This is a genomic window from Paraburkholderia fungorum (assembly GCF_003610895.1).
In the GTDB taxonomy this organism is placed as follows: domain Bacteria; phylum Pseudomonadota; class Gammaproteobacteria; order Burkholderiales; family Burkholderiaceae; genus Paraburkholderia; species Paraburkholderia fungorum_B.
Window position 1 is genome coordinate 15,791 of the sequence record NZ_MCAS01000067.1, and the last position, 21,451, is coordinate 37,241.

The window sequence follows — 21,451 nt, forward strand, 5'->3', positions numbered from 1 at the left end:
CCCGATGAACCTTCGACTCTCCTCCCTTCGGGCTACGTTTATGCATCAAGATATGGTCCGACTGACGGCCGCAGCCGCTTTGGCGCTTGCGCTGGCCGGTGCCGGCGTGAATAGCGCGGTGGCCGCGCCCGGCGACGCGGCGAGCGCGCCGGAGGGTGCCTCCGTGTCTTACGCCGCCGGGAGTCAATATACGGTGCGGCCCGGGCAATCGCTGAACGACGTGGCGATTGCCGTCACGCAATCGCACGACAAGGGGACGCTCGCACGCGCTTCGCGCGCGCTTTTCGATGCGAACCCGAATGCCTTTATGAGTCATGATCCGAGCCGGATGCGTGTCGGCGCGCTGCTGACGATTCCGGCACTGGATGCGTCGGGCGCGCTGGCGGCTTCGGCTCCGCTCGCGGGGTCCGCGCCTGCGGCACCGTCGGCTGCTGCTGCTGCGCCTGCTTCCGGGCCGAGCGTGCCGGCGCCCGCCGCGGCGAGCGGCGTGGCGCAGGTCAATGCCGCCGCCGCGAGCGCGGCTAGCGCGGCGGCTCGTGCCGCGGAACCCGCCACGCCCGCGATTTCAGGAGCGGCCAGTTCAGCGATTGGAGCAGGCCCTGCGACGCCCGGCAGTTCGGCAGCGGCGGGCACGATCGCGGCTGCGCCTGTTGCGGGCTCACAGGCTTCTGGTGCGGTGCCTGGTAGCGCTGCACATGTCTGGTCGGGCGCGATCCAGCCGCCGGCCAGCGAATCTGCCGAGGGTGCTTCGGCGGCCGCCCCTGGCACGGCTACCGCACAGCCGGCATCGCAGCCGCGCGCGCAGGTGTCCAGCTTGCAGCAGTTGCTTGCGCTGAAAAACCGCGTGCTGATGGAGTTGCAGAAACATGGCATCGGCGGCTCGCCTGCCGCGCCGGTCAGGCCTTCAACGAACGCGGCGCAGCCGGCCGCTGGCGTCTCGGCTGCCGCTGCCGTGTCCGCCAATGGCGGCGCTGCGGCTCCCGCATCGAACGACATTGGCATCTCGCAGACGAATTTGAGCGTGGCGGCGGCAATCGGCGCGGCATTGGTCGTGTTGCTGGCGGTTTTCCGTATGCGTCGACGTAAGCGCGTCGCTGTTGCCGCGGCTCAGGGGACGCTTGCTGCAGATGCAGCGGCGGCTGCCGCGCGTGCGGCCGAGCAGCAGGATGGTTCGACGCGCGAGCCGACCCCGATACCCGAAGCGTCGGACGAGGGCGCAGACGCGGCAGCAGGATACGCGGTGACGCTGACGTCAGCTGACCAGGAGGCCGCGGAGCGTGACGCAGCGGCTCGGGAAACGGCAGAACGCGTGGCGGCAGAGCGCGAAGCGGAAATTCGCGCGGCTGCGGAGCGTGAGACGGCAGAGCGGGAGCGTGCAGCGGCGGAACAAGCCGCAACCGACCGCGCGGCTGAAGAACGTGCAACAGCGGAGCGCGAAGCGGCAGAACACGCCGCAGCGGAACATGAGGCTGCGATCGGCCAACCGCACACAGATGTGCCGGCGCAGGATCCCAGCGCATCCCAACACGTGTGGCGCGAACGCCACCCGGCGCCCATCCCCATCGACCCCGAGCAGCCGAGCGCGGAGCTAACATCGGCTGCCCAAAGCGGCTCCGCTTCCGAACCGCTTTCCGGCGCTCATCACGAGAGCCTCGATGGCGCGACCACGGCTGCGAGTCTTGCAGCTGCGGCGGAACTCGGTGCAGAAGCATTGCCGCACACACCGCTTGAGCCGGTTAGCGGAATCTTCCCGGAAGAAGTGCCGCCGCATCGTCTGCAATGGGATGACGAACCGGCATCGGGCGCGCCGTTGGCAGAGTCGACGCACGTGCTGCCCGCTGAGCCGCAGAATCCTGTCGACACCCCGTCGCCGGTCATCGATTTCACGCAGCCGAATGTCGAGCCGCACACGGCTTCGACTGTCGGCGAGCCGTTCTATGAGCCGCAACACCAGTCGCATCAACAGGCTGAATCCGCGACGCCCGACGGCACGCCGAGTGTCGAGCCGGCGCCCGTCGCGCAAATTCCGCCGGCGCTGCCCATTCCGACCGAGTTCCCGCGCGACGCTGTCGATGCATTCAGCAGTCTGGACATGCCGTTGCCGCCGCGAATCGAATCGACCGACGCAGCTATGAGCGCGCCTGGATCGCTGCCGGCGCAACCGGTTGCATCCCCGGAAACCACGGCGCAGCACGATCTGGATGACGCCCCGCACATCGCCGATGAAATCTCCGCCGGTACCGCGGGCCATGCAGCCGTTGCAGGCTTGGGCGCGGTCGGGTTCGGCGCGCTGAAGCTTGATTTCGACCTCGAGTTGCCGCCGAGTCCGGCTCAGCCGTTGCCGGTTTTCACGTCGGCCGATCTCACCCGCATCGCCCGTAACAAGCTGGATCTGGCCGCCGAATATATCGATCTCGGCGATCTGTCCGGCGCGCGCCTGCTCATCAACGAAGTGATCGAAGCGAACGATCCGGCCACGCGCACCGAGGCCCGCGCGCTGCTCTCGACGCTCGCGCCCTTGTCGTGAAGCGTATTGCACTAGGCGTTCAGTACGACGGCTCGGCATTCTGCGGCTGGCAGTCGCAGCCGCACGGCAAGACCGTGCAGGACGAGCTCGAACGGGCGTTGCGCGAGTTCGCGCAAACGCCTGTGCAAACCGTTGTGGCTGGCCGCACGGATACCGGCGTGCATGGCCTCGGCCAGGTGGTGCACTTCGACACCGAACTCGATCGCACGGACTTTTCGTGGGTTCGCGGCACCAACGCTTTTCTGCCGAAAACGATCGCCGTGCAATGGGCCAAGCCGATGCCGGATGCGTTTCACGCGCGCTTTTCGGCGTTCGAGCGGACCTATTACTACGTGCTGTACGTCCATCCGTTCCGCTCGCCGATGCAGGCTACGCGGGCCGGCTGGATGCACACACCGCTCGACGTCGACGCCATGCGAGCGGCGGCCGCCCACCTGATCGGCGAGCACGATTTTTCGGCGTTTCGCTCGTCTCAATGCCAGGCGAAGACGCCGGTCAAGCATCTGTATCAGATCGACATACTGCAACAGGGCGACTTCATTCATTTCCGCTTTCGGGCGAACGCGTTCCTGCACCACATGGTGCGCAACCTGATGGGGTGTCTTGTCGATATCGGGCGGGGGCGCCATCCGGCCGAATGGATGGCCGAGGTACTCGCTAGTCGCGATCGCGATTGTGCCGCGCCGACTTTCATGCCTGATGGCCTGTACCTCGCGCAGGTAGGCTATCCTCAGCAATTCGCCGTGCCCGCGCCGCAGATTGGCAGCGTGCCCTGGAGTACCGTATGGACCGAGCAAGCGCAAACATGAAATCAACCGCAAACCTGGCGGCCGAAGCTCACGCGAGCGGTTCGCAACTCGCCGCGCCGCGCCGCACGCGTATCAAACTTTGCGGCTTGTCGAAGCCGGAAGACGTGACTCAGGCGATCGACCTCGGCGCCGACGCGATCGGCCTCGTGTTCTATCCGCCGAGCGCGCGCTCCGTGAGCGTCGCGCAGGCCGTCGAGCTGGTGCATGACGTGCCGCCGTTCGTGTCGGTAGTCGGCCTGTTCGTGAACCCAACGCAGGACTGGATTCGTGAAGTCGCCAGTAACGTCGGGCTCACGCTGCTGCAGTTCCACGGCGACGAAACCGCGGAGCAATGCGAATCCCTCGCCGGCGTTGCGGGTTTGCCTTGGTTGCGCGCTCTGCGCGTTGCGGCGGATACTCAACCGGCAGATTTGGTAAAATCGGCGCTTAACTATTCAGCAGCCAGCGGCCTCCTGTTCGACACCCATGTCGAAGGCTATGGCGGCGGCGGGAAGGTTTTCGATTGGTCACTTATTCCAGCAGAGCTCGCGCGTCGGGCCGTTTTGAGTGGTGGGTTGAACGCGCAAAACGTCAGTGACGCGATCCATCGCGTGCGCCCGTACGCGGTCGATGTCTCGAGCGGCATCGAAGTGCCGGGCGCCAAGGGCGTGAAAGATCACGCCCGGATGGCGGCGTTCGTACGCGCAGTGCGCGCAGCGGACGCTGAATGATTCAGGCGACGCGGTTGTCTCATCTGAGAACCGTGCGCCACACTGAGAAGAGTGATCACCATGTATAACTTGCCTGACGAAAGGGGCCATTTCGGCCCGTATGGCGGCGTGTTCGTCGCTGAAACGCTGGTTCACGCACTCAACGAGCTGCGTGTCGCGTACGAGAAATATCAGAAAGACCCGGAATTCGTCGCCGAATACGAGCGCGAACTGAAGCATTTCGTGGGTCGTCCGTCCCCGATTTATCACGCACAGCGCTGGAGCGAAATGCTCGGCGGCGCGCAGATTTTCCTCAAGCGTGAAGATCTGAATCACACCGGCGCGCACAAGATCAATAACGTGATCGGCCAGGCGTTGCTCGCCAAGCGCATGGGCAAGCCGCGCGTGATCGCGGAAACCGGCGCGGGCCAGCACGGCGTGGCGACTGCGACCATCGCGGCGCGCTTCGGCATGGAATGCGTGGTCTACATGGGCGAGGAAGACGTGCGCCGCCAGGCCGCCAACGTCTACCGGATGAAGCTGCTCGGCGCGACCGTCGTACCTGTGCAGTCCGGCTCGCGCACGCTGAAAGACGCGCTCAATGAAGCCATGCGCGACTGGGTGACCAACGTCGAAAATACCTTTTACATCATCGGCACGGTGGCGGGACCGCATCCCTATCCGATGATGGTGCGCGACTTCCAGCGCGTGATCGGCGACGAGTGCAAGGTGCAGATGCCCGAGCTGGTGGGGCGTCAGCCGGATGCGGTGATTGCATGCGTTGGCGGTGGTTCGAATGCAATGGGTATCTTTTACCCGTACATTGACGACACTTCGGTGCAACTGATCGGCGTTGAACCGGCCGGCGACGGGATCGAAACCGGGCGGCACGCGGCCTCGCTGCTCGGCGGCACGCCGGGCGTGCTGCATGGCAACCGCACGTATCTGCTGCAGGACGAGAACGGTCAGATCATGGAAACCCATTCGATCTCGGCCGGGCTGGACTATCCGGGCGTGGGTCCCGAGCATGCGTGGCTAAAAGACAGCAACCGCGCGCAATACGTCAGCATCACCGACGAAGAAGCGCTCAAGGGATTCCACGATTGCTGTCGCATCGAGGGCATTATTCCGGCACTGGAATCCAGCCACGCGCTGGCCTATGCCGCGAAACTCGCGCCGACGCTGCCCAAGGACAAGGTCCTTCTGGTCAATCTGTCGGGCCGCGGCGACAAGGACATGCACACGGTCGCTGAGCGATCGGGTATCCAGTTCTGAGCGCCGCGACGATGCGCGACGAGTTCGACGAGCCGCAACCGGCACTTGAAGCCACGACCCCGGTCGCCGAGGTCGTGGCGGCCGAGGCGCCTGCACTTTTGTTGCCGCAGGTGCCCGCCGGTATCCGGCTGTTGAACCGCGATTTTTTGTCCGATGTGGCGAATATCCCCGACGGGTCGATCGACCTGATCCTTTGCGATCCGCCTTATGGGCTCGGCAAGGATTACGGCAACGACTCCGACATGCGCTCAGGCGAAGATTTTCTCGCCTGGACACGTGGCTGGCTCGAACTGGCTATTCCGAAGCTCAAGCCGTCGGGTTCGCTGTACATCTTCTGCACGTGGCAGTACGCACCGGAAATCTTCAGCTTCCTGAAGACAAAACTCACGATGATCAACGAAATCATCTGGGACCGGCGCGTGCCGAGCATGGGCGGAACCGTGCGCCGTTTTACCTCGGTGCACGACAACATCGGCTTTTTCGCGGTGTCGAAAGATTACTTTTTCGATCTCGATCCCGTCCGCATCCCGTACGATGCCGTCACGAAGAAGGCGCGTTCGCGTAAATTGTTCGAAGGCAGCAAGTGGCTGGAGCTTGGCTATAATCCTAAGGATGTCTGGTCGGTATCGCGGCTGCATCGGCAACACGCCGAGCGCGTCGATCATCCGACCCAGAAACCTCTGGAAATCGTCGAGCGGATGGTGCTGGCAAGTTGTCCAAAGGGCGGGCGCGTGCTCGACCCGTTCATGGGCAGTGGCACCACCGCAGTCGCTTGCGCCCGGCAGCAGCGCGAATTCGTCGGCTATGAGATCAATGAAAGTTACTGCGCAATAGCGCGCGAACGCGTTAGCGCGGCCGCGTCGGCGCCCACTGCCGCCCGCAAGACTCGCAAGGCTGCGGCCAAAGCCGAGCGGCAAACCGAGGCGCAATAAGCGCGCAGTAGCTACAAATCCGAGAATATTCCATGTCCCGTATCAAGAATACGTTTGCTGCGTTGTCCGCCCAGGGTAAGAAAGGCCTGATTCCGTTCATGACCGCCGGCGACCCGGATCCGGCGCGCACCGTCGAATTCATGCACGCGCTCGCCGCCGGCGGCGCCGACGTGATCGAACTCGGTGTACCGTTTTCCGACCCCATGGCCGACGGTCCGGTGATCCAGCAGTCCTCCGAACGCGCGCTGGCGCATGGCGTGTCGCTGCGCCGCGTGCTGGCCGACGTGAAGCGCTTCCGCGAAACCAACGACAAGACGCCGGTGGTGCTGATGGGCTACGCCAACCCGATCGAACGCATGGGTACCGAAGCGTTCGCGAGAGCAGCCCAGGAAGCCGGAGTGGACGGCGTGCTAGTTGTCGACTACCCACCTGAAGAGTGCGTTAACTTCGCCGAACAGATGCGATCTGCTGGCATCGATCCGATCTTTCTGCTTGCACCCACCTCCACGGATGAGCGCATCGCGGAAGTCGGCAAAATCGCCAGCGGTTACGTCTATTATGTGTCGTTGAAAGGCGTGACCGGCGCGGCAAATCTGGACGTTTCCAGCATCGCGAGTAAAATCCCGGCCATCAAGTCGCGCGTCCCCCTGCCGGTGGGCGTCGGTTTTGGCATCCGTGACGCGCAAACAGCGCGTCTGGTGGCCGAAGTGTCCGATGCCGTCGTAATCGGCAGCCGTATCGTGCAGTTGCTCGAACAAGCGGCCCCCGAGGCCGCCGCCGAGACGCTCACGCGCTTCATTGCTGAAGTGCGCGAGGCGATCGATAGCGTTGCGACTGCCCGATAACAGTTATTTTTGTCGTCTGTAGTGTGAACGGCGGGTTCGTCCCGCCGTTTGCGCAACCGTTGACCCCAGAAGGATTCAATATGAGCTGGCTCGATAAGCTGCTGCCGCCGAAAATCAAACAAACCGACCCGAAGAGCCGCAAGGGGATTCCGGAAGGCCTGTGGATCAAGTGCCCGTCGTGCGAAGCCGTGCTGTACCGCAATGACGTCGAGGCCAATCTGCACGTTTGCCCAAAGTGCGACCATCACATGCGCATTGGCGCGCGTGAGCGGCTCGACGGCCTGCTCGACCCGGAAGGCCGCTACGAGATCGGTCAGGAAATCGTGCCGGTCGACGCGCTCAAGTTCAAAGACAGCCGCAAGTACCCGGACCGCCTGAAAGAGGCGATGGACGACACCGACGAAACCGACGCGATGGTCGTGATGGGCGGTGCCATCCACACGCTGCCGGTGGTGGTCGCCTGCTTCGAGTTCTCGTTCATGGGTGGCTCGATGGGTTCGGTGGTCGGCGAGCGTTTCGCGCGCGGCGCGCAGAATGCGCTCGAACAGAAGGTGCCGTTTATCTGCTTCACCGCTTCGGGCGGTGCGCGGATGCAGGAAAGCCTGCTGTCGCTGATGCAAATGGCGAAGACCACGGCGATGCTGACCAGGCTGGCCGAAGCCAAGCTGCCGTTCATTTCCGTGCTGACCGATCCGACCATGGGCGGCGTGTCGGCGAGTTTCGCGTTCCTCGGCGACGTGGTGATCGCGGAGCCGAAGGCGCTGATCGGTTTCGCCGGCCCGCGCGTGATCGAGCAAACTGTGCGCGAAAAGCTGCCGGAAGGCTTCCAGCGCGCCGAGTTCCTGCTCACGAAGGGCGCGGTCGACATGATCGTTGATCGCCGCAAGCTGCGCGAAGAAATCGCGCAACTGATGGCGCTGCTGAGCCATCAGCCGGCCGACGCTGTCGCGTAAGTCACAAACCCGTATCGATTCAGCGCCGTGCCTGTTCAGGCGCGGCCGCCGTCAAGAAAAGCAGTCAAAAAATAGCGCGCCGCGAGAGTCATCAAGCGGCGCGTTGTCATTTCCGGGATAATCACGATCTCGCAACGCAGCACAGATTGACTCGATGACCACATTCCCCACCCTCGACGCGTGGCTCACGCACCTTGAATCCGCGCATCCGGTCGGCATCGACATGGGTTTGGGCCGTATCACGCAGGTACGTGACGCGATGCAGTTGTCGTTTGAGTGCCCGATCATCACGGTCGGCGGCACGAACGGCAAAGGGTCGACCTGCGCGATTCTCGAATCGATTTTGCTGCGCGCGGGTTTCACGGTTGGCTGCCACACGTCGCCGCATCTGCTGTCGTTCAACGAACGGGCGCGCGTGAACGGCGAAATGGCGAGCGACGCGGACCTGCTGCCGCATTTCGAAGCCGTCGAAGCCGCACGCCTGAGCCTTGCCGAACCGGTCACGCTGACTTATTTCGAATTCACGACGCTGGCGATCATGAGCCTGTTCGCCTCGCGCGGACTGGACGCGGTGATCTTCGAAGTCGGCCTGGGCGGCCGTCTCGACGCGGTCAACATCCTCGATGCGGATTGCGCGATCATCACCAGCATCGATATCGACCACACCGAATATCTCGGTGACACGCGCGAGAAGATCGCCTTCGAAAAGGCCGGTATTTTCCGTCCAGGCAAGCCGGCGATCTGCGCCGATCCGGTGCCGCCGCAAACCCTGATCGACCATGCGGAAAAGATCGGCGCTGAACTGTGGCTGTTTGGCCGCGATTTCCGCTACGAAGGGCAGGCAGGCAGCGAGCGCCAGCAATGGAGCTACGTCGGCCCGACCATGCGCCGCTCCGCACTGGCCTATCCGGCGTTGCGCGGCGCGAATCAGTTGATCAACACGTCGGCTGCGCTGGCCGGTCTCGAAGCGCTGCGTGACCGTTTGCCGGTGTCGGCACAGGATATCCGGCTTGGTCTCGCCAACGTCGAATTGCCGGGGCGCTTCCAGGTGCTGCCCGGCAAGCCTGCCATCGTGCTCGACGTCGGGCACAATCCGCACGCTGCGGCGGTGTTGGCGCAAAATCTCGGCAATATGGGCTTTTTTCCGTACACCTACGCCGTGTTCGGCGCAATGCGCGATAAGGACATTGCCGGCGTACTGGCGCACCTGAAAGGAGAAATCGACCACTGGTGCGTGACCGGTCTGCCGACCCCGCGTGCGGCTTCGGCGGAAGAACTCGAAGCGGCTTTGCGCGAGCAGGGCGTAAGCGAAGGCAATGACAGCAGCGTGACGCGCCATGCGACACCGGCGGAAGCTTTCCAAGACGCGCTAAAACGAGCGTCAGAGAATGATAGAATCGTGGTTTTCGGCAGTTTCTATACGGTAGCAGGCGTAATGGCCTACCGTAAATCGCAGCAACACTGAACGGGCGCCAGGCTCGAACCAAGCGATTCATGGGAATTTTCTCGTTCGGCAAGAAAGACGACGCGCCCACCCGGCGCGGCGCAAACACCAGTTCCACCCGGGCCGCCCGTGGCGAGCGCGTGGAGCGGCGAACCCGCCGCACGGAGCGCACCGTGGATGCCGATGCGATGCTGCTCGACCCTACGTTGCCTGAAAAGCAGCGTGCGCGGCGCAGACTCGTTGGCGCGATCGCGCTGGTTGTCGCGGCGGTGGTGATCCTGCCCATGGTGCTGGATTCGCATCCCAAGCCGGTTACGGACGACATCTCCATCGACATTCCGAGCCGTCCCGCGCCAAAGGTCGCCAAGACCGACGAAGACACGCAGGCCGGCGTAGCGCCGGATAACCCAGCGCCCGACACGGCGCTTGCCGCTTCCAGCCTTGCGCCGACAACGGCAGCCACGCAAAGTCAGTCAGGCGCTGGCAAACAGCAAAGCGCGGCTACGAGCACGGCGGCGGCCGCAGCCAAGCCGGCAACGAAGTCACAAGCGCCCGCAATGGCCGCCAATACGGCGCCTGCAGCGCCTGCCAAACCGGCTAAATCGACCAATGCGCCCGTCACACAAAGCGTGGCGAACGCGCCAGCACCGGGCGCAGACAGCACGAATACCGCGGCCGCAAGCGCGGATGCCAATTCCGGCACACCGGCTTCGCCGCCGGGCAGCCGTTTTGCCGTCCAGCTCGGCGCGTTTGCGAACGACGCCAACGCGCGCAATTGGGCCGCCAAGTTGAAAGCGGCCGGTGTGCCCGCATATACCGAACATCGGAAACAGGCCGACGGTTCGACGCTTACGCTATTGCGGGCCGGCCCGTTCGCCGACCGTGCAGCGGCTTCCGCCGCAATTGCAAAGGTTCGTGAGGCCGGTTTGACGTCGGGCGCGAACAGCGGCTCCGCACAGTAAGCGAGCGATGTTCACTGCCTTCGACTACGCTGTAATGGCGGTGATCAGTTTGTCGGCCTTGCGCGGCACATGGCGCGGGTTTTTGTCTGAGATATTCGGACTGATCGGCTGGATCGCGGCGTTCTTCATTGCGTGCCGCTTCGTCGGGTATGTCGTGCCGTTTATCCCTGCCACGTGGCCGGGCGGCGCGCTGACCCAGTGGCTTCTGGCGTTCGCGCTGGTGGTGATCGGCGTGGTGCTGGTGGCAAGCGTGCTGAACGCGTTGCTGAGCCGCATTGTGCAGGCGACCGGCTTGAGCGGCGTGGACCGCTCGCTCGGTTTGATGTTCGGCCTCGTGCGCGGGGTCATTCTGGTGCTGATTCTGGTCGCCCTTGCAGGCTTGACCGAACTGCCCCAACAGGAATTCTGGCGCAACGCCTTGCTTCGGCCCTATGCGGTCGAGGGCGTGCACATAATGAAACCGCTGCTTCCCGAGACGCTCGCTGCCTACGTCCACGTGTGACGATCAGGCGGGCAGCCAAGGGAAGTTGCAGGACTCCGGCGCAATCCGATTGCCTGCACGCACCATCGCGTACCCTCGCGCTGCATTGCAGGCACCGGCCGCCGTTACGAATTTCGTACCTTTGAAGGACATGCCATGTGCGGCATCGTAGGCGTAGTTTCCCACTCTCCGGTCAATCAGCTGATCTATGACAGCCTGCTGCTTCTGCAGCACCGCGGTCAGGACGCCGCCGGCATCGCGACAGCGAACGGCAGCAATTTCCACATGCACAAGGCCAACGGCATGGTGCGCGACGTGTTCCGCACGCGCAACATGCGCAGCCTGCCCGGCACCACCGGTATCGGCCAGGTTCGCTACCCGACCGCCGGCTCTGCATCGAGCGAAGAAGAAGCCCAACCGTTCTACGTGAACGCGCCGTTCGGCATCATCCTCGCGCACAACGGCAATCTGACCAACTGGCAGCAACTGAAAGATGAGATGTTCCGCATCGATCGCCGCCACATCAACACCAACTCCGACACTGAAGTGATGCTCAACGTGCTCGCGCACGAATTGCAGCTCTCCAGTTCGAGCCTGCAACTCGATCCGGCGGCGCTGTTCAAGGCGGTGTCGGGCGTGCATCGCCGGGTGCGGGGTTCGTACGCGATCGTGTCGCTGATCGCCGGCTACGGTTTGCTCGGCTTCCGTGACCCGTTCGGCATCCGCCCGTTGTGCCTCGGCAAGCAGGAAACGTCGGAAGGCGTCGAGTGGATCCTGGCGTCGGAATCGGTTGCGATCGAAGGTATCGGTTTCGAATTTGTGCGCGACATTGCGCCGGGCGAAGCCATTTTCATCGATCTCGAAGGCAATCTGCATTCGCAACAATGCGCGACGAACCCGAGCCTGAATCCGTGCATTTTCGAACTCGTGTACCTCGCGCGTCCGGACTCGGTGCTCGACGGCGTGCCGGTCTACAACGTGCGTCTACGCATGGGCGATTACCTCGCTGAGAAGATCAAGCGCGAATTGCCCGACGTCCCAATCGACGTCGTGATGCCGATCCCCGATTCCTCCCGTCCGGCCGCGATGCAGGTCGCGAAGAAGCTGGGCGTCGAGTATCGCGAAGGCTTCTTCAAGAACCGTTACGTGGGCCGCACCTTCATCATGCCCGGCCAGGCGATGCGCAAGAAGTCGGTGCGCCAGAAGCTGAACGCCATGGGGATCGAATTCAAGGGCAAGAACGTGCTGATCGTCGACGATTCGATCGTGCGCGGCACCACCTCGCATGAAATCGTGCAGATGGCGCGCGATGCCGGCGCGAACAAGGTGATCTTCGCTTCGGCGGCGCCGCCGGTGAAGTATCCGAACGTCTACGGTATCGATATGCCGACGCGCGGCGAACTCGTCGCCCATGGCCGTACGGACGAAGAAGTTGCGCGCATGATCGGCGCAGACCATCTCGTTTATCAGGACGTCGACGCCCTGAAGCAGGCGGTGCGCGATATCAACCCGGCGCTGAAAGAATTCGAAGCTTCGTGCTTCGACGGCAACTACGTGACGGGCGATGTCACCACCGAGTATCTCGACCGCATCGAAACCGCGCGTCTCGCACCGTCCTCGCAATCGGACCGCGACGCCGCGAGCGAAGCAGCCGAGGGCGGCCCGTCGCGTTCGCAACTGCATCTGCAATTGTCGGTTGGTTGAGCAATCCCGCGTGCGGTGTGCCATGTTGGTGGCCCGCTGCACGCCACGCCGCGAGCGTGTTAGCATGACGGCTTGCGTCGATTTGATCTCAGCTTGCGGACGCGGGGCAACCCAAAACAGCTAAAGCGAATGGTGGAAAAGCCGCAGTCATCCGCCTCCGCTCCAGCTTTCCCCGCACATGAAGCCCGCTTATGCCGACGCAAAAGCGGGCTTTTTTGTTGCTGTCGTTTGGCGTTGCGCGCACTTTGCCTTTAAGCCGTGCATGCCGAACCCAGTCATGGAACATTGGAAACCAGAACTAACATGGACGACTCACTGAACTTCGATACGCTGGCAATCCGCTCGGGCACAGCGCGCAGCGACTTCAACGAGCATTCGGAAGCGATTTTCCTGACGTCGAGCTTCGTCTTCGCGAGTGCTGCTGACGCCGCTGAGAAATTCAAGAATTCCGAAGACAACTACACGTACTCGCGCTTTACGAACCCGACGGTCTCGATGTTCCAGGACCGTCTGGCCGCGCTCGAAGGCGGCGAAGCGTGCATGGCTACGGCTTCGGGGATGGCGGCGATCATGTCGGTGGTGATGTCCACGCTGCAGGCGGGCGACCATCTGGTGAGCTCGCAGGCGCTGTTCGGTTCGACGCTCGGCATGTTCTCGCAGATCTTCAGCAAGTTCGGGATTACGACGACCTTTGTCGATCCGACCGATCTGGACGCATGGAAAAACGCCGTGCGCCCGGAGACGAAGATGTTCTTCCTCGAAACGCCGTCTAACCCGCTGACCGAAGTCGCCGATATCGAAGCGATCAGCAAGATCGCGAAGGCGGCCGATGCGGTCTTCGTGGTCGATAACTGTTTCTGCAGCCCCGCTCTGCAACAGCCGCTGAAGCTTGGTGCGGATGTCGTGATGCATTCGGCCACCAAGTTCCTCGACGGTCAGGGTCGGGTGCTGGGCGGAGCGCTAGTGGGCTCGAAGAAGTTCATCATGGAAAAGGTGTTCCCGTTCGTGCGCAGTGCCGGGCCGACGCTGTCCGCGTTCAATGCATGGGTGCTGCTCAAGGGCATGGAAACCCTGTCGCTGCGGGTCGAAAAGCAGTCGGCGAATGCGCTCGAAATCGCGCGTTGGCTGGAAACGCATCCCGCGGTGAACCGCGTGTTCTATCCGGGGCTCGAATCGCATCCGCAGCACGCGCTGGCCATGCGTCAGCAGAAGGCGGGCGGCGCGATCCTGTCGTTCGAGCTGAAGGGCGATACGCCTGAGCAGATGCGCGCGAATGCCTGGCGCGTGATCGACAGCACGAAGATCTGCTCGATCACCGGCAACCTCGGCGATACGCGTACCACCATCACGCATCCGGCGACTACCACGCACGGTCGCGTGACGCCGGAGGCGCGCGCCGCGGCAGGTATCAGCGAAGGCCTGATCCGTCTTGCAGTGGGTTTGGAAAACGCCGGTGATATCCGCGGCGATCTGGCGCGCGGGCTGGCGGCGGGTTAATCGTTAATTGCGCTCGCTGATCGCGCGAGGCAGGTGCAGCAAGAGAGCAGCAATGAAGTGGTAACAAACGCGGGCCGCCTTTTTCAGGTGGCTCGCGGATCGCGCACACTCAATGGCGCAGCGCGCGCCATTGACCTGGCGCCAGGCCGAAACGCCGCGTGAATGCGTGGGTGTAGGCGCTCTGGTCGCCAAAACCGATTTCCAGTGCGATATCGCTGAGCGATAAACGTGGATCGGACAGCAAGCCAAGCGACGTATCGAGCCGCAGACGCTGCAAATAGCGATGCGGCGTTTCGCCGAAGGCGTCGATAAAAAGCTGATGAAAGCGCCGCATGCCGAAGCCGCAGTGCGCGGCAAGGTCGGCGATACGCAGCGGCTCAGAAAGATGCGCGCGCAGCCAGCGGTCGATGCGCGTGAAGTCGAGGCCGGCGCCGTATTCCCGCGCCTCGGCCGCCGTGCCGGTATCGGCTACCAACGCAGCGCCCAATCGGGCGGCTGCATCCCATTGAAAGCGTCGGGTCTCCAGATCGCCGGTTTGAGCGCCGCCCGTGGCGTGCGCCGCAATCCGATGCACGAGCTGGGTGAGCGAGGCATCCACCGTCACGGCCCGTGCGCGCTCGAATAGCCGTTCCGGCACGGCCAGCGAGGCGGCCGGGAGATCCAGCACCAATTGCCGGTTCTCGCCGATGCCCGCGTATTCGTGCCGCGCCCCGGCCGGGATGAGCCAGGCGGAACGGGCGTCGATCTGTTGCGCGACGCCGTCTACCGCCATCACCATCGCGCCGTCGAGCCCGAGCACGACCTGATGAAAGTCGTGCACGTCCGACGCTTCGACCGCGCCGTAACGGCGCAGCGAAACGCTAGGTGCGGTGACGGCGGGGTGACTCATTGGCGCAGCCCAATTGCAAAGCAGAGAAAACTTAGACGTCGAGCAGTTCGACTTCGAACACGAGCGTCGCATTCGGCGGAATCACGCCGCCCGCGCCACGCACGCCATAGCCGAGTTGCGGCGGAATCGTCAGCTTGCGCGTGCCGCCGACCTTCATGCCTTGCACGCCTTCGTCCCAGCCCTTGATGACCATGCCGCCGCCCAGCACGAAGGCGAACGGGTCATTGCGGTCCTTGCTCGAGTCGAACTTCTGACCGTCGGTCAGCCAGCCCGTGTAGTGCACGCTGACGGTCTTGCCGGCAACTGCTTCGGCGCCAGTGCCTTCAACGATGTCTTCGTATTTCAGGCCAGATTCGGTAGTCACAGTCGACATGTGTCGCTCCTTAGGTCAAAAACGTAAAAACCGACATTGTAGGCGTGTTGGCGCCGCATCGCCGAGGATTGGCAGGTGGTATGCGGTTTGCGTCCCTGTTAGCCATCCGGCCAGGCTGGTTGAACAGGGCCGCATGCCTATAATGGGGTTTCATTCAATCTTCAACGTACTGCCTGAGAGGGTTCGATCGTGACCACGTCTTCCACCGGGATCGCCGGCGCAAAGCCGGTTCCTTCCGGCCTCGTCGTCTCCGAACGCACCGCGCGTCTGCGCGCGGAGACCGCGCTGTTCATGCGGGATCACGTGCTGTCGCTGGTCTCGCATGACCTGCGTGGTCCGCTGAACGCCATTCATAGCTGGGCGTACGTGCTCGAGCGCAAGCTCGATGCAAACGACCCTAATTCGCAGCGCGCCGTCACCGGAATTCGTAACGGCGTGGACCAGCAGGTGAAGCTGCTGGAAACGATTGTGGATGCTACGCGCACCGAGACCCGGGCGCTGGCGCTTGCTGTGGCGCCGTTTCCGCTGCATCCACTACTCGATGAAACCGTGGAGGAGGTCCGCTCCGGACTGGCGCGCGCGCGTGGCGTGGAAGTGGCGGTCGAGTCGCAACTCGCTACCGAACAGCTCAATGGCGACCGTGAGCGCCTCGCCGCCGCGCTGTGGGTGATGCTCACGTTTGCCGTTGAAGCGAGTGCGGCGGGCGCCGCAGTCACGCTGGCCACGCGTGCGGACACCTCCCGGTGGTACGCCACGGTTACCTTCAATCAGAGTGCCGCCGCGCTGGACGATCCTTCCGTGCCCCACGTGCTGGAAGCTTTTGCCCGCAAACAGGCGCGTGAACCGCGCGAAGCCAAGCGGACCGCGTGGGTGTTCGCGCTGTGTAAGCGCGTCGCGGAAGCGCACGGCGGCAGCTTCGAGCAAAGCGACGCACCGGAGAGCGAAACTGTTACGCTCGCGCTGCATGTACCGCTGAGTGCATCGACGCCCACGTGATGCCGCCGCTGTCCGCACACGTTTCAGCGCGCGATTAACTTTCGTTTTGCTTTCACGTTTTATACTGACAACTTTTGTTGCCGGAGCCCCTCGCTTTGATCCAGGTTGTCGCCCTTATCGGTGCATTGTTTCTCGTTGCCCTCAACGGTTTTTTCGTCGCCGCCGAATTCGGTCTGGTGAAGCTGCGGCAAACCCGCGTGCAAAGCCTCGCGGCGCGGCACGGTATGCGGGGGCGTTTGCTGGCGAAGGTGCACGGGCGGCTCGACGCCTATCTGTCGGCCTGTCAGCTCGGGATTACGCTGGCGTCGCTTGGGCTCGGCTGGATCGGCGAGCCGGCGTTCGCGGAGCTGCTCACCCCGGTTTTCAGCCTGCTTGGCGTGGAATCGGAGAAGCTGATTCACGGCATCTCCTTGTTCTTCGCGTTCTCTTGTATTTCGTTCCTGCATATCGTGGTGGGCGAACTGGCGCCGAAATCGCTGGCCATTCGTGAGTCGGAGAAGGTTTCGTTGTGGGCCGCCACGCCGCTGTACGGTTTCTACTGGGCGATGTATCCGGCGATCTGGGTGCTCAACACGAGCGCCAACGCGGTGCTGAAACTCGCGGGTCTCAATGGGGAGCACGGCCACGACTCCCATTACTCGACCGACGAACTCAAGCTGATCCTGCGTGGCCGCCGCGCCAATGTCGCGACCGAGCTTGGCACGCCGGACGGCGCCTATAGCCAGGACGAATGGAACACGATTGCGCATTCGCTGGATTTTTCGCGCATGACCGTTTCGGACCTGATGCGCCCGTCCTATGAAATGGTCGGCCTGCGGCGCGATTTGCCGTTGCGCGAAAACATGCAGGTGGTAGCGCGGCACCGCTTCAGTCGCTATCCGTTGTTCGAAGACGCGGCCGGCGAGCGCGTGGCCGGCATGATCCATTTGAAGGACTTGCTGCTGGCGCGGCACGCGGGCAGCACGCTCGACGACCTCTCCAAATATGCGCGCCCCGTGCAGTATGTAAAGCCGGACATGCCGGCGCTCGAACTGTTTCGCCGCTTCCGCAAGGGGGCACCGCATTTCGCGCTGGTTGGCCACAAGAACTCGAAGCCGATCGGCTTTCTCACGCTGGACAATCTGCTCGGCGCACTGGTTGGGCAGATCCACGACGAATTCCGCCAGGGCGACGCCGACTGGACGCGCATGGACGACGGCACCTTGATGGGCAAAGGCAGCTTGCCGGTGGTGTCACTGGAGCGCGCGCTCGGGATCGATATCGACGAAGGCAAGGCTGAGTCGGTCGGCGGTCTGGTGATTCAGGCGCTCAACGATCTGCCAACGGAAGGGCAGCGCATCGAGTTCGATCGCTTCGACGTGGTGGTCAAGAAGATGAAGGGGCCGCGCATCGTGCTCGTGCGCGTTTATCCGAAAGTCTTCGACGACGAAGGCGGCTAACCCGCTTTAGTCGGCGTCGGTACCACGCCGGTCGTAAGTCAACTGCAGCATTGCTCGCGTAAAATCGCCCTCGATACCGCGGGGGGCGAGATGGGATATGTGTTGGTGCTGTGCGTCGGCTTGCTGGCCGGCACGTTGAGCGGCGTGATCGGCACAGGTTCGTCGATGATGCTGATGCCGGTTCTGGTGATGCTGTTCGGACCGCAGCAGGCCGTGCCGATCATGGCGATCGCCGCGATCATGGGCAATTTCGGCAAGATCATTGCATGGTGGCGCGAGATCGACTGGCGCGCTTGCGGCGCTTATTGCGCGACTGCGGTTCCGGGCGCGGCGCTGGGTGTACGGACGCTTCTTGCGTTGCCGCCACATGCCGTCGAACTGGCGTTGGGCCTGTTCTTTGTGGCGATGGTGCCGACCCGGCGCTGGCTCGCGCGGCGCTCGATCAAATTCAGTTTGTGGCAACTCTCGCTGATCGGCGGCGTGGTGGGCTTTCTCACCGGTATCGTCGTGTCCACCGGACCGATCACGGTGCCGGTGTTTATGTCGTATGGCCTCGTTAAAGGCGCCTTTCTCGCAACCGAAGCAGCTGGGTCACTGGCGGTCTACGGCACCAAAGTCGCGGTTTTCAATCATTTCGGCGCCCTGCCGTTGCATGTGGTGATCGACGGTTTGATCACCGGCTCGGCGCTCATGATCGGGTCCTTTTCCGCGCGGCTGATTGTGGTCCGCATGAGCCCCGCCGTTTTCAAACTCGTCGTTGACGGGTTGATGTTGTCATCCGGCGTTTCATTGCTGTGGGCGGCAGGGCGCTAGGGCCTGAAGCCAGGGGCATGTGTGCGAATCGCGTGAAATCTCAGCCCACCGAAGCCTCGAACACCCGCCGGTAATTTCCCCCCAGAATCGCCCCGACTTCTGCTTGCGAGAATCCGGTTTGCAACAGCGCACTGGCCAGATCGGGCAACTGCCTGTAGCTCGTGAACACAGGGGGTGAAATAAACCCGAGCATGTCTGTCCCCAGGCCGACGTGTTCCACGCCCACTACATCCGCCATGCGCTTGACGCCCTCGGCCATCGCATGCAAATCGTGAAATGTGCCTGAGCTCGGCCACACGCCGATCACGCCACCCGTGCCGGCGATCACTCGCGCATGGTCCGGCGTGATGAGCCGGCTTCGCGCACCCGGATGCGTGGCCAACGCCGAATGCGACAACACCAGCGGTTTGGTCGACGTATCCGCCGCACGCTTCACCAGGTCGTAGGTCCCGTGTGCAACGTCGACCACGATCCCCAAGGCGTTGCAGCGCCGCACCACCTGTACGCCGGTATCCGTCAGGCCACCATGCACTGGGGGCTCGGTCTGGATATCGCCAAGGTCGTTGACGCGGTAGTGCGTCAGTTGCAGATGCCGTAACTGATGCTTCGTGTATGCCTCGTCGACACGATCCACCTGGCCTTCGAGAAAATCCGCACCCTCGGCGGAGATGATCGCGCAGGGTCCGAGTGGACCTTGGGCCGAAAGCGACGCAGTGTCCGTCACCACCCGCAATTGTTGCTGTTCGACCAACTGATGCGCGCGCTGGAACTCGGCCTGGCCGAGCGCATAGAGCTCGCCGGGTTGTGGCTCACGCCATGCTTCGAAACGCTTACGGTTGTCCGCCACACGCGTGACGGTCGTATCGGTAACGATTGCAAGGCAGATGACGTTCATGCCGCCGGCGCGCATCGGAGCAGCCAACGGGACGAACGGACGATTCGCACCGATCGCGGGATTGCGCGACACGGTCACGCGGCCGGCGTGGCTGTGCATGTCCATGGTGAGCGTGCCGCGCGGCGCCTGCCATTCCGGCCTGGTTACGGATTGCGTGGGTTGTGCTGTCTGCGCTGGTTGTGCCGTCTCGTCGTGCGCCTCGGTATAGCCGCCAAAGCGCCCAGGCGTACAAGCCGTCAAGCCCAGCGCCGCGCTCGATGCCAGAAACGCGCGCCGGCTGAAGCGGCGCTGTGGCGCTGCTGGAGGCTCAACTGGGAGCGCATCGACGAGGCGATACCGCCAGCCCGCGGGATCGTCCACAAGGCGCATCAGGCGGCCCCGCAGAGTCAATGCCTCTGCTTGTGGCGCGAGCGGCACGGCCATCTGCACCTCGATCGACGTGAGTGGATTGCGCGGCACGCAGCCTCCACAACACGGCTCGTCGGCGTTCAGCAGAAAATAATCGACCGCGTCCGCTTGCGGGTCGAGGGGAATCATCCAGCCCGATATGTCGACACGCGTGCCGTGCAATGTGTCGGCACTCCCAGTTTGGATACTCGGCCAGTCGATCTGCATCGGGATTCCTCTTGAATACGGCTTACTTGCGGACCGTTGCAGCCCGGCTCTTCTCGGCAGTCAGCGCGCCGACCATGCTTTCAACGAGCTTCAACGCGTTGGCCTTCAGGGCGACGGGGTCGTCCGCGCCATCGAGCAATTGTGCCGCTTCGCACACCATGCTGCCGATCATGCGCGCGGCGAGGTACGCCTTGGCCTTTTCATTGCCGGAGGCCTGGTTCGTCAGAGCGCCGATGAGCAACCCATAGACGTGTGCTTCTTCGATCTCGCGGCACCGCGCCGGGCCGAGCACGGCGGGTGCGGTTTCAATGACGAGTTGCCGGTAGGCGGGCTCGGTGCAGACCTCCAGGAATTCGCGAATGCCCGCGCTCATCCGTTTTGCCGGAGAAGCGGCTTCGGCAGCGGATCTGACTTTCGACGCCGCGTCTGCCTGGAGAGATTCGACCAGGGCGTCGAACAACTCGGCCTTGTCAGCGAAGTGGTGATAGAAGGCGCCACGAGTCACGCGTGCGTTACGCGCAATGGCTTCGATCCCGACTTGCTGATACCCCTGTGAAGTGAACAGCTCGCCCGCAGCGGCGATGAGCGCCTGTCGGGTCGCGTCCGCATATTCCTCGCGCCGCGATTTTGGAGTTGGACCTGCGATTGGCATGGGCTTCGTTTTTATCCCTTGATTTTTCACATTCTGATTGTAGTATACATACACGGTGTATGTGAAAGTCTCATTGTATGTTGAAACAGCCTTTGGCCACGGCCTGACTACCCGGGCAACAACACCGTAGGCAAGCAACCCATTCAGGAGCAAATCCACATGACGTCTGCAGAAAAATACCTTCCCCCGAGCGCGGAGCAGTTAGCCAATGCCCGGATAGCCGTGCAACGTTTCGCTTCGGAGTGGCAACACCCCGTCGCCGACAACCTCGAAGCGCTCATGCACGAGGACACACGAAACCTGATCCCACCCATGACGGAGCCGGCCGACCGGAAAGGCGTCATCGAACACTTCCGTCAGGTTCTGACCCAACTCCCGGACCTGAAAGTCGACGTCCTCCAATGGGCGCCCACCGGCGACGCCGTCATGATCGAGTGGCGGGCATCGGCCACTGTGGCCGGGCAAGCGCTCAACTGGCAGGGCGTCGACCGTTTCAACCTGCGCGGTGAGCGGATGTACAAAGGGCAGGTGTATTGGGACACGAGGCGGGTGGCGGAACAGGTGGCCGAAGCAGTCAAGCGCGCGCAACAAGGCGGTTCAGCGGCGTGATGCTGCGCCTTGCAAGAGCCACTAAGTGAGCCAATGAAAAAGGCGGTTAAAG

The 21,451-nt window shown here is 63.1% G+C and carries 20 protein-coding genes; 16 read left to right on the forward strand and 4 right to left on the reverse strand.

What is annotated here, in order from left to right:
* Positions 1-4 precede the first annotated feature (4 nt).
* The 12 genes from BCY88_RS35700 to BCY88_RS35755 all read left to right on the forward strand — a co-directional run bounded on the left by BCY88_RS35700 (position 5) and on the right by BCY88_RS35755 (position 14,118).
* Positions 5-2,527, forward strand: coding sequence for a FimV/HubP family polar landmark protein (locus BCY88_RS35700; protein WP_120348782.1), 2,523 nt, complete (start codon positions 5-7; stop codon positions 2,525-2,527).
* Entirely contained in the window at positions 2,524-3,336 is an 813-nt protein-coding gene (truA, locus tag BCY88_RS35705) for a tRNA pseudouridine(38-40) synthase TruA (RefSeq protein WP_120348783.1), read from the forward strand. The genes BCY88_RS35700 and truA overlap by 4 nt, the downstream gene beginning before the upstream one ends.
* Positions 3,333-4,046, forward strand: a complete 714-nt coding sequence (locus BCY88_RS35710) for a phosphoribosylanthranilate isomerase (protein WP_120348784.1) — start codon at positions 3,333-3,335, stop codon at positions 4,044-4,046. Before truA ends, BCY88_RS35710 begins: the two co-directional genes overlap by 4 nt.
* A gap of 60 nt (positions 4,047-4,106) precedes the next feature.
* Positions 4,107-5,300, forward strand: coding sequence for a tryptophan synthase subunit beta (gene trpB / locus BCY88_RS35715; protein ID WP_120348785.1), 1,194 nt, complete (start codon positions 4,107-4,109; stop codon positions 5,298-5,300).
* 11 nt (positions 5,301-5,311) lie between these two features.
* Positions 5,312-6,232, forward strand: coding sequence for a DNA-methyltransferase (locus tag BCY88_RS35720; RefSeq protein WP_120348786.1), 921 nt, complete (start codon positions 5,312-5,314; stop codon positions 6,230-6,232).
* A 32-nt stretch (positions 6,233-6,264) separates the two neighbouring features.
* A complete protein-coding gene (gene trpA / locus BCY88_RS35725) occupies positions 6,265-7,077 on the forward strand; it encodes a tryptophan synthase subunit alpha (RefSeq protein WP_120348787.1) in 813 nt (270 codons plus the stop codon).
* Positions 7,078-7,157: 80 nt separating this feature from the next.
* Entirely contained in the window at positions 7,158-8,030 is an 873-nt protein-coding gene (accD, locus tag BCY88_RS35730; protein ID WP_120348788.1) for an acetyl-CoA carboxylase, carboxyltransferase subunit beta, read from the forward strand.
* A gap of 154 nt (positions 8,031-8,184) precedes the next feature.
* A complete protein-coding gene (folC, locus tag BCY88_RS35735) occupies positions 8,185-9,495 on the forward strand; it encodes a bifunctional tetrahydrofolate synthase/dihydrofolate synthase (protein WP_120348789.1) in 1,311 nt (436 codons plus the stop codon).
* Positions 9,496-9,524: 29 nt separating this feature from the next.
* Positions 9,525-10,436 carry an SPOR domain-containing protein gene (locus BCY88_RS35740; protein WP_120348790.1) on the forward strand — a complete coding sequence of 304 codons (912 nt, stop codon included), beginning with the start codon at positions 9,525-9,527 and terminating at the stop codon, positions 10,434-10,436.
* A 7-nt stretch (positions 10,437-10,443) separates the two neighbouring features.
* Positions 10,444-10,938, forward strand: a complete 495-nt coding sequence (locus BCY88_RS35745) for a CvpA family protein (protein WP_120348791.1) — start codon at positions 10,444-10,446, stop codon at positions 10,936-10,938.
* Positions 10,939-11,073: 135 nt separating this feature from the next.
* Entirely contained in the window at positions 11,074-12,621 is a 1,548-nt protein-coding gene (gene purF, locus BCY88_RS35750) for an amidophosphoribosyltransferase (protein ID WP_120348792.1), read from the forward strand.
* A gap of 303 nt (positions 12,622-12,924) precedes the next feature.
* A complete protein-coding gene (locus tag BCY88_RS35755) occupies positions 12,925-14,118 on the forward strand; it encodes an O-succinylhomoserine sulfhydrylase (RefSeq protein ID WP_120348793.1) in 1,194 nt (397 codons plus the stop codon).
* A 109-nt stretch (positions 14,119-14,227) separates the two neighbouring features.
* Here the strand turns inward: BCY88_RS35755 and BCY88_RS35760 are convergent, their stop codons facing one another.
* Together BCY88_RS35760 and BCY88_RS35765 are read right to left on the reverse strand one after the other, a co-directional pair.
* A complete protein-coding gene (locus BCY88_RS35760) occupies positions 14,228-15,007 on the reverse strand; it encodes an AraC family transcriptional regulator (protein ID WP_120348794.1) in 780 nt (259 codons plus the stop codon).
* Between the two features lie 31 nt (positions 15,008-15,038).
* The gene (locus BCY88_RS35765) at positions 15,039-15,380 is read right to left on the reverse strand and encodes an FKBP-type peptidyl-prolyl cis-trans isomerase (protein WP_006047612.1); all 342 of its coding nucleotides are present in this window, start codon (positions 15,378-15,380) and stop codon (positions 15,039-15,041) included.
* A 189-nt stretch (positions 15,381-15,569) separates the two neighbouring features.
* On the opposite strand from BCY88_RS35765, the gene BCY88_RS35770 reads away from it, so the two are divergent.
* From BCY88_RS35770 to BCY88_RS35780, 3 genes are all read left to right on the forward strand, one after another.
* Positions 15,570-16,376 (forward strand): sensor histidine kinase, encoded by an 807-nt coding sequence (locus tag BCY88_RS35770; protein ID WP_120348795.1) that lies wholly within the window; start codon positions 15,570-15,572, stop codon positions 16,374-16,376.
* Positions 16,377-16,471: 95 nt separating this feature from the next.
* Complete coding sequence (locus BCY88_RS35775) at positions 16,472-17,815, forward strand: hemolysin family protein (RefSeq protein WP_120348796.1); 1,344 nt, start codon at positions 16,472-16,474, stop codon at positions 17,813-17,815.
* Positions 17,816-17,905: 90 nt separating this feature from the next.
* Positions 17,906-18,628, forward strand: a complete 723-nt coding sequence (locus BCY88_RS35780) for a sulfite exporter TauE/SafE family protein (RefSeq protein ID WP_120348797.1) — start codon at positions 17,906-17,908, stop codon at positions 18,626-18,628.
* Positions 18,629-18,668: 40 nt separating this feature from the next.
* On the opposite strand, the gene BCY88_RS35785 is transcribed toward BCY88_RS35780, so the two are convergent.
* Both BCY88_RS35785 and BCY88_RS35790 read right to left on the reverse strand, forming a co-directional pair.
* A complete protein-coding gene (locus BCY88_RS35785; RefSeq protein ID WP_120348798.1) occupies positions 18,669-20,138 on the reverse strand; it encodes a dipeptidase in 1,470 nt (489 codons plus the stop codon).
* A gap of 22 nt (positions 20,139-20,160) precedes the next feature.
* Positions 20,161-20,949 carry a TetR/AcrR family transcriptional regulator gene (locus BCY88_RS35790; protein WP_147408607.1) on the reverse strand — a complete coding sequence of 263 codons (789 nt, stop codon included), beginning with the start codon at positions 20,947-20,949 and terminating at the stop codon, positions 20,161-20,163.
* Here BCY88_RS35790 and BCY88_RS35795 point away from each other — a divergent pair, their 5' ends adjacent.
* Positions 20,950-21,399, forward strand: coding sequence for a nuclear transport factor 2 family protein (locus BCY88_RS35795; protein WP_120348800.1), 450 nt, complete (start codon positions 20,950-20,952; stop codon positions 21,397-21,399). It abuts the gene before it with no gap.
* The last annotated feature ends 52 nt before the right edge of the window (positions 21,400-21,451 follow it).

Bases quoted from the DNA above. Each gene is read 5' to 3' on its own strand.
- trpA (WP_120348787.1), top strand. From the start codon at position 6,265: ATGTCCCGTATCAAGAATACGTTTGCTGCGTTGTCCGCCCAGGGTAAG.
- BCY88_RS35720 (WP_120348786.1), top strand. From the start codon at position 5,312: ATGCGCGACGAGTTCGACGAGCCGCAACCGGCACTTGAAGCCACGACC.
- trpB (WP_120348785.1), top strand. From the start codon at position 4,107: ATGTATAACTTGCCTGACGAAAGGGGCCATTTCGGCCCGTATGGCGGC.
- BCY88_RS35700 (WP_120348782.1), top strand. From the start codon at position 5: ATGAACCTTCGACTCTCCTCCCTTCGGGCTACGTTTATGCATCAAGAT.
- BCY88_RS35755 (WP_120348793.1), top strand. From the start codon at position 12,925: ATGGACGACTCACTGAACTTCGATACGCTGGCAATCCGCTCGGGCACA.
- BCY88_RS35740 (WP_120348790.1), top strand. From the start codon at position 9,525: ATGGGAATTTTCTCGTTCGGCAAGAAAGACGACGCGCCCACCCGGCGC.
- BCY88_RS35780 (WP_120348797.1), top strand. From the start codon at position 17,906: ATGGGATATGTGTTGGTGCTGTGCGTCGGCTTGCTGGCCGGCACGTTG.
- BCY88_RS35785 (WP_120348798.1), bottom strand. From the start codon at position 20,138: ATGCAGATCGACTGGCCGAGTATCCAAACTGGGAGTGCCGACACATTG.
- BCY88_RS35745 (WP_120348791.1), top strand. From the start codon at position 10,444: ATGTTCACTGCCTTCGACTACGCTGTAATGGCGGTGATCAGTTTGTCG.
- BCY88_RS35765 (WP_006047612.1), bottom strand. From the start codon at position 15,380: ATGTCGACTGTGACTACCGAATCTGGCCTGAAATACGAAGACATCGTT.
- purF (WP_120348792.1), top strand. From the start codon at position 11,074: ATGTGCGGCATCGTAGGCGTAGTTTCCCACTCTCCGGTCAATCAGCTG.
- folC (WP_120348789.1), top strand. From the start codon at position 8,185: ATGACCACATTCCCCACCCTCGACGCGTGGCTCACGCACCTTGAATCC.
- BCY88_RS35760 (WP_120348794.1), bottom strand. From the start codon at position 15,007: ATGAGTCACCCCGCCGTCACCGCACCTAGCGTTTCGCTGCGCCGTTAC.
- BCY88_RS35710 (WP_120348784.1), top strand. From the start codon at position 3,333: ATGAAATCAACCGCAAACCTGGCGGCCGAAGCTCACGCGAGCGGTTCG.
- accD (WP_120348788.1), top strand. From the start codon at position 7,158: ATGAGCTGGCTCGATAAGCTGCTGCCGCCGAAAATCAAACAAACCGAC.
- BCY88_RS35795 (WP_120348800.1), top strand. From the start codon at position 20,950: ATGACGTCTGCAGAAAAATACCTTCCCCCGAGCGCGGAGCAGTTAGCC.